The organism is Gemmatimonadales bacterium (genome assembly GCA_035502185.1).
In the GTDB taxonomy this organism is placed as follows: domain Bacteria; phylum Gemmatimonadota; class Gemmatimonadetes; order Gemmatimonadales; family JACORV01; genus Fen-1245.
Genome location: DATJUT010000001.1, coordinates 1 through 7,143, shown reverse-complemented (window position 1 = coordinate 7,143; position 7,143 = coordinate 1). Strand labels below are relative to the sequence as shown.

The 7,143-nt window shown below is 70.9% G+C and carries 7 protein-coding genes and 1 tRNA gene; 5 read left to right on the top strand and 3 right to left on the bottom strand.

Annotation, left to right across the window (positions count from 1 at the left end; translation table 11 throughout):
* Both galA and VMF70_00035 read right to left on the bottom strand, forming a co-directional pair.
* A partial coding sequence (gene galA / locus VMF70_00040) for a beta-galactosidase GalA (GenBank protein HTT66394.1) occupies positions 1-1,973 on the bottom strand: 1,973 nt, incomplete at its 3' end.
* A 10-nt stretch (positions 1,974-1,983) separates the two neighbouring features.
* On the bottom strand, positions 1,984-2,349 hold the full coding sequence (locus VMF70_00035; GenBank protein HTT66393.1) for an HsmA family protein: 366 nt from the start codon (positions 2,347-2,349) through the stop codon (positions 1,984-1,986).
* Positions 2,350-2,476: 127 nt separating this feature from the next.
* Here VMF70_00035 and VMF70_00030 point away from each other — a divergent pair, with 127 nt between their 5' ends.
* Genes VMF70_00030 through VMF70_00020 form a run of 3 tightly spaced genes read left to right on the top strand, consistent with a single transcriptional unit; the run spans position 2,477 to position 5,476 of the window.
* Positions 2,477-3,088 carry a hypothetical protein gene (locus tag VMF70_00030; protein ID HTT66392.1) on the top strand — a complete coding sequence of 204 codons (612 nt, stop codon included), beginning with the start codon at positions 2,477-2,479 and terminating at the stop codon, positions 3,086-3,088.
* Between the two features lie 17 nt (positions 3,089-3,105).
* Positions 3,106-4,347 (top strand): ammonium transporter, encoded by a 1,242-nt coding sequence (locus VMF70_00025; protein HTT66391.1) that lies wholly within the window; start codon positions 3,106-3,108, stop codon positions 4,345-4,347.
* A gap of 13 nt (positions 4,348-4,360) precedes the next feature.
* Positions 4,361-5,476 carry a porin gene (locus VMF70_00020; GenBank protein ID HTT66390.1) on the top strand — a complete coding sequence of 372 codons (1,116 nt, stop codon included), beginning with the start codon at positions 4,361-4,363 and terminating at the stop codon, positions 5,474-5,476.
* A 174-nt stretch (positions 5,477-5,650) separates the two neighbouring features.
* Here the strand turns inward: VMF70_00020 and VMF70_00015 are convergent, their stop codons facing one another.
* Complete coding sequence (locus VMF70_00015) at positions 5,651-6,427, bottom strand: GDSL-type esterase/lipase family protein (GenBank protein ID HTT66389.1); 777 nt, start codon at positions 6,425-6,427, stop codon at positions 5,651-5,653.
* 174 nt (positions 6,428-6,601) lie between these two features.
* Here VMF70_00015 and VMF70_00010 point away from each other — a divergent pair, with 174 nt between their 5' ends.
* Positions 6,602-6,796, top strand: a complete 195-nt coding sequence (locus tag VMF70_00010; protein HTT66388.1) for a hypothetical protein — start codon at positions 6,602-6,604, stop codon at positions 6,794-6,796.
* A 110-nt stretch (positions 6,797-6,906) separates the two neighbouring features.
* Positions 6,907-6,997: transfer RNA gene (locus VMF70_00005), tRNA-Ser, on the top strand.
* The last annotated feature ends 146 nt before the right edge of the window (positions 6,998-7,143 follow it).

The following is a 7,143-nucleotide window of genomic DNA, read 5'->3' as shown; positions in this document are numbered from 1 at the left end:
ACCTCGATCTCCTGGCCTTCCTTCCCGGCCCAGTTCCAGTGCGGGAAGAGGTGCAGCACCGGCTCGGAGCCCCACCACGCCTGGTAGTAGTAGAAGTTGTCCTTCGCGAAGCCGCAGGTGTCCAGGATGCCGAAGTGCGAGCTGATGCACGGCCACTGGTACGGCGTCGGCTCGCCGCGGTAGTCGAAGCCCGTCCAGGCGAAGCCGCCCGCGAGGAACGGCCGCTGGTCGAAGTAGGACCACCACCGCTCGGCCGTCGCGGCCCACGGCGGGAAGTTGGCGTCGTAGGCGCTCAGGTAGCCCCGCGCCGGGTCGTTGGCGTAGATGCCGCGCGTCGAGACCGTGCTCGCGGTCTCCGTGCCCATCGTCGGCTGGTGGGGGTGGTCGCGGTGGTACGCGTCGATGTCGCCCGGGAAGTAGTTGAACCCCTGGATGTCCACGACGTCCGAGAGGCCCTTCCCCCAGTCCCCGTTCATCGCCTCGGTCACCAGGCGGGTCGGATCCAGCCGGCGCGCGAGCCGCTTCATCGCCGCGGCGATCAGCGCGCCGCGCTCCGCGCCCTGCACGAACCACTCCTCGTTGCCGATGGACCAGGCGAACACGCACGGATGGTTGCGGTCGCGGCGGATCAGGCGGGAGAACTGGCTCAGCCCCTCTTCGGAGGACGACATCATGCGGTTCTCGTCGAGCACCAGCATCCCCAGCCGGTCGCACGCGTCGAGCAGCTCCGCCGTGGGCGGGTTGTGCGAGGTGCGGTACGCGTTGCTCCCCATGTCCTTGAGCCGCTGCACGCGGTAGGCCTGCAGCGCATCGGGCAGCGCGGACCCGACGCCCGCGTGATCCTGGTGGTTGCAGGTCCCCTTCAGCTCGACCCGCTCGCCGTTGAGGAAGAAGCCGCGGTCCGGATCGAACCGCAGGGTGCGGATGCCGAACGTCGTCTCGGTCCGGTCGACCTCGGCCCCGCCCGCCTCCACCACGGTGGTCAGCCGGTAGAGCCGCGGCGTCTCGACCGACCACAGCTCGGGCGCGCGCACGGTGAGCCGCTGGGTCTGCTCCCGGCCGCTCCACGCGGCCAGTCGCGCGGGCGCGGTCGCCGCCGTCGCCACCACCCGGCCCGCGGGATCGGTGACGACGGAGCGCACGCGGCAGACCGGCGCCTCCCCGCCCTCGTTCTCGACCTGGGTGGTGACGGTGAGCGTCGCCGCGCCGCCGGCCACCTCGGACGCGACGAACGTGCCCCACTGGGGGACGTGAACGGGCGCGGTCTTCACCAGCCACGCGTGACGGTAGATGCCGGCGCCCTCGTAGAACCAGCCCTCGTGCTCGGTGGCGTCGCAGCGCACCAGCAGCACGTTGGCGCCGCCGTAGTTCGCCAGGTCCGTGATGTCGAAGCGGAACGGCGCGTAACCGCTCAGGTTCCTGCCCAGGTAGACGCCGTTGAGCGCGACCAGGCAGTCCCGGAACACGCCGTCGAACTCCAGGCTCAGCCGCCGGCCGTGGTCGCTCGCCGGCAGGTCGAAGCTGCGCCGGTACCAGCCGATGCTGGTCGCGGGGTACCCGCGGCCGACCGGCTTGAAGCCCTGGTTGTAGAGCGGCGCGGCGTTCTCGAACGGCAGCTCGACGACCCAGTCGTGCGGCAGGTCCACTTCCCGCCAGCCGCTGACGTCGAAGTCGGGCTTCGACGGCTCGCGCATGAACTCGCCCGTCTTGCCGTACTCGCTGAACTCCTGGGCCCGGTCCCCGCCGTAGCCGAAGTCCTGGAGCGGATCGTCGGCGTGGCCGAGGTGGAACCGCCAGCCGAAGTCGAGCAGCAGGCGCTCGCGCGCGGCCGCAGCCGGCGCGTCGCCGGCAGCGGCGCGCTCCGCCGCGTCCCCGGCCGGCTGCCCGTCCGGGATCCGTCCCGGCATCGCCCACGCTCCGAGCGAGGCCGCCAGCCCGGTCTTCACCACGTCGCGTCGGGTCCAGTTGTCCATGGGTCCTTCCCTAGACGAGGAGTGCGCCGCTCACGAACGGCACCAGCCACACCGCCCACACCACCACGCTCACCCGGTGGAACGTGCGGATGGCCCGCTCGCTGCCGCGCGCCAGGACGGCGGTGGCCCACACGGCGTGGGCCAGCATCAGCACCAGCGCGGTCCCGCCCGTGACGCTGTGGAAGCTGAGCCGCAGGCTGCCCGCCAGTTGCCGCATCCGGTCGGTGCCGATGGAGTCGCAGGCGAGACCCAGCCAGAACATCGCCAGGTGCCACGGCTTGAGGCGGGCCGCCAGGCGCTCGCTCCACACGCCGGCCGTGTAGAACGCCAGCGCCGCCACCATGAACAGCGCCCCCGTGCGGGCCGCCGACGTCATGGGCCCCTAAGAAACACGCGCGCTGCCCCGCCGCAAGCGTCCGACCGGCGAGCCGACGGTGCACCGAGGCTCCCTTCCCGTCGGTGCGGAATTTGCAACGCTTCCCAGCGTCCCACACGGTGGTCGGATGGCGGCTCGGCGGCAGACGCTGGACCTGTGCTTCCCACCCAACTGCCCCATTGCTGGCCGGGGCCTGCCGCTCGACGCGTCCATCCCCATCCCGACACCGCAACTCCGGTTTGCCCGCGCCTGCGGCCTGTTCGCGACGTCGCTCCTGGCTGCGGCGCTGCTCGCGCTCGGCCCCGCCGTGGTGATCGCGAAGATCGGCGCCCGGGTCCCGGTCGTCGTGCTCGCGAGCGCCGCGGAGCGGGCGGATGCCGCTGAGCCAGCGCCCGCCGCCGTCGCGCTCTGCCGCGGGGCGCTCGCGCGGACGCCGTTCGTGCTGCGGGCGGAGCCGATGATCGTCCCCGCCGGGACGGGCGCGCCGCGCAGGCGCACGAGCGTGTCCGCGGCCGCCGGCGTCGGCTTCCGGGCCGCCGAGGCCCGGGGAGCGGTGCGGCTGGCGGCCCGCCGGCGTCGCCGAGGCGTGCGAGCACCCGACCCGCCCACCCTCGAACGTCGTCAGCGCCCGCCTCCTCCCGGGGCCGCGCAGCAACGCGTTCCTCCGACCGTCTTCGCTCCGGCCACACCGCCGCATGTCGCATGGTGTGCGCCGGTTTTTTTGTCCCCCGTGACCTGAGAGAAAGGAAGGCCCGGATGCTCCATCTCGACACGGGCAACACCGGCTTCATGATACTCTGTTCGAGTCTCGTGATGCTGATGACGCCCGGCCTCGCGTTCTTCTACGGCGGCCTGGTGGGCCGCAAGAACGTGCTGGCCATCATGATCCAGAGCTTCGTCTCGATGGGATGGACGACGGTGCTCTGGTGGATCTGCGGATTCTCGCTGTGCTTTTCCGGCAGCTACCACGCGGGGACCGACTACTTCGGGATCCTGGGCAACCTCGACTGGGCCTTCCTGCGCGGCATCACGCTCAACACTCCCTCCCCGAACGACACGATCCCGATGATCGTGTTCTGCGCCTACCAGATGATGTTCGCCATCATCACGCCGGCGCTCATCACGGGGGCCTTCACGAACCGCGTGACGTTCAAGGCGTACTTCCTGTTCCTCACCGGCTGGCTGCTGTTCGTCTACTTCCCGTTCGTCCACATGGTCTGGGGCGGCGGCATCCTGCAGCAGTGGGGCGTGCTCGACTTCGCCGGCGGCATCGTGGTGCACAACATCGCCGGCATGGCGGCCCTGGCCTCGGTGATCTACCTCGGCAGGCGCCACGTCATGGACCGCGGCCCGCACTCGATCCCGCTCGTGGCCCTCGGCACCGGGCTCCTGTGGTTCGGCTGGTACGGGTTCAACGCGGGCAGCGAGTTCCGGGTGGACTCGACCACCGCGGTCGCGTTCCTGAACACCGACGTGGCGGCATCGTTCGGCGCCGTGGCCTGGCTGTTCGTGGACTGGCTGTTCGGCAAGAAGCCGCACTTCATCGGCCTGCTGACGGGGGCCGTCGCCGCCCTCGCGACGGTGACGCCGGCGGCCGGCTACGTCTCGCCGGCCACCGCCGTGCTGATCGGCTGCGTGTCCGGCATCGTCTGCTACTTCGCCGTGTCCCTGAAGAACCGCATCGGCTGGGACGACGCGCTCGACGTCTGGGGCGTGCACGGCGTCGGCGGCCTCCTCGGCATCATCATGCTGGGGATCTTCGCCACCACGGCGTTCAACCCGCACAGCACGGACGGCCTCCTCGCGGGGAACGGCGCGTTCTTCGTCAAGGAGCTGGTGGCCGTGGTGGTCTCGTCGGTGTGGGCGTTCGTCTTCACCTACGCGATGCTGGCCATCATCAACCGCCTGACGCCGGTCCACGTGTCCGACAAGGTGGAGGAGATCGGCCTCGACGAGTCGCTGCACGGCGAGAAGGCCTATCTCGACGCGGCGGACTGAGGGACGGCGTCCGATGCGTGCCTTGCGCATCCTCGCGGCCGGGGCGGGTCTCGTCCTGCCCCGGCTGCTCGCCGGCCAGGCGCCGCCGGCGAGCCCGGAGCCGGGGCACCAGGCCATCGAGTTCCACGGCCTGGTGTCCACGAGCTTCTCCTACAACCTCAACGAGCCGCCGTCGCGCACCAACCAGCTGCGCGTGTTCGACTACGACGACGACGACTTCCGGATCGACCTCGTGGAGCTGGTCGTCCGGCGCCCCGCCTCCGGCCCCGGCGCCTTCGGCTTCCGCGTGGACTTCACGGCCGGCGCGGTCTCCCGCGTCGCCGCCTCGCGCGGCATGTTCCGCGATTCGACCGGGGAGGGCCAGGACTTCGACGTGCACCAGGCGTTCGTGAGCTGGGTCGCGCCGCTCGGCTCGGGCCTCCATCTCGACGCCGGCAAGTTCGTCACCGGTCTGGGCTACGAGGTGATCGAGGGGTACGACGGGTGGAACGACGACGCCACGCACGCGTTCCTGTTCGGCTACGCGATCCCGTTCACCCACACCGGCGTGCGCGCCGCGTACAGCTTCACGCCCGCCCTCTCGGCCATGCTGATGGTCGCCAACGGGTGGGACGACGTCGAAGACAACAACCGCGGGAAGACGGTCCACGCGCAGCTCGGCGTGACGCCGTCCGCGCGGCTCTCGTTCTATCTCAACGGCATCGCGGGTCCCGAGCAGAACGACGACGACGTCCACTTCCGGGACGTGCTGGACGTGGATGCCACGTGGAAGGCGACGGACCGCGTGACCGCGGGCTTGAACGGCGACTGGGGCCGGGAGACCAACGCGGCGCCCCTCGGCCGGATGGCGGTGTGGCGGGGCGCGGCGCTCTACCTCGGGGTGGCGGCGAACGCGTGGTTCTTGCTCCACGCGCGGACGGAGGTGTTCGACGACCGGGACGGCGCCCGAACCGGCACCGCGCAGACGCTGTGGGAGGTCACGCTGACGCCCGAGATCCGGCTCGGCCCGAGCGTGGTGGTGCGCAGCGACCTGAGGCTGGACCGGTCGAGTCGGAGCGTGTTCGCATCGCGCACCGGCCCGGTCGCGATCCAGCCGACGGCGTCGCTCAACGTGCTGTACCATCATTGAGGGCCGGTCCGGGGCCCGGCTGCGCCGGCTCCGGGCCGTCGGCGGCGACGGGCCGGTCGTGACGTGGCCAGGCCGGCGCCAGGCACCGCCAGCCGCGGCGCTCGAAGAAGCCCGTGAACGGCTCCCGGCAGCGCGGCGGCATCCACGCGCCGTGGATGAACACGGCGGTCCCGCTCACGGCGACACCATCTGCATCCACAGTTGCGCGATGGCGCCGTGGCCCGCCACGGTGGGGTGTACGCCGTCGGCCGCCCAGTACGCCGCGCTCGCACGGGCCGCCAGCCGGTCGAACATGGCTTGGAGCGGCACGAACGTGGCGCCGGCGCCGGAGGCCACGCGCGCCGCGGCGGCCCGGCGCAGGTCGAACTCCGGGAACCAGGCGTCGTTGACGGCTCCCGTGCGCAGCACGAACGGCTCGAGCACCACCAGGCGCACCGCTGGCAGCGCGCGCCGCGCGCGCCCGAGCAGCGCTGCGTAGCCGGCCTCGTACTCCGCGACGGTGCCGGTGTAGTGCCCCGACAGCTTGTGCCACAGGTCGTTGACGCCGATCAACACGCTCAGCACGTCGGGCTTGAGGTCGAGCGCATCCGCCTGCCAGCGCGCGTCCAGGTCCGGGACCGTGTTGCCGCTGACGCCGCGGTTGAGGACGCCGAGCCCGGCCTCGGGCCGCGCCGCCAGGAGCTGCGCGGCGATCAGGAGGGGATAGCCCGTGCCCAGCGCGGCGGCGCGGTTGGACTCGGCCACGGCGCGGTCGCGCCCGCAGTCGGTGATCGAATCACCCTGGAACAGCACCGTCGCGCCGGCCGGTGGCGGTGCGCGGCGTGCCGTGTCCCACAGGCTCGCGGGCGCCATCGCCGCCGCGGCGGCGCTTCCCGTGGCAGCGACGAATTCGCGCCGCGAGATCCGGTCGTTGCCGTCGTGCATCGCGCGTCCCCCGTTGAGTGCAGGCACGGAATCCTGCCCGAGCCCGCCGAAACCGCAAGGCGGCGGGCCGGCGGACGCCCGCGCAGCCTGGTTCCCTCGTCCGATAAGTCGGGTTACACTCCGCGCCAAGCCGTGGGACGCCGGACCGGACGGACCGTGTCATCCAGACGGGTCGCTGGACGCCAATTCAGGAGAGGCACGATGGGCCGGAAGAAGATCGAACTGACCATCACTCAACGACGGAAGATGGTTGAGGTGGTGGCTCGGAAAATGACCGAGAAGGCGAGCACGGACGACTGGAAGGACGCGTACTTGGACAAGATGATGAAGTTGATTGATGAGAACATGGGGAATGACGAGTTGGCCGAGCAATTCCATAAGGCAGAGAATACGTAGGAGCCAACGGGGCGCCTCGGGCGAGCGGCCAAGGGTTGCGACGGAGCGCCGCCGTAGCGACGTTTAACGCCCTGACGGACCGAGACTTCGAAGGTCAGGGAGTTCCGCCCGGAGAGGTGGCCGAGAGGCTGAAGGCGGCGGTTTGCTAAACCGTTTAACGGGCTAATACCTGTTACGAGGGTTCGAATCCCTCCCTCTCCGTTGGTGTTCCGCGTTCGACGCGCTCCATCCCCGACCGGCACCCTGAAGGCCGGAGGGGCCCAGAGGAAGGCCAATGCCTGACGCCGCCCCCCCCTCCCCGGCCAAGCCGGGTACCGACTTCATCCGCGACATCATCAAGGCCGACG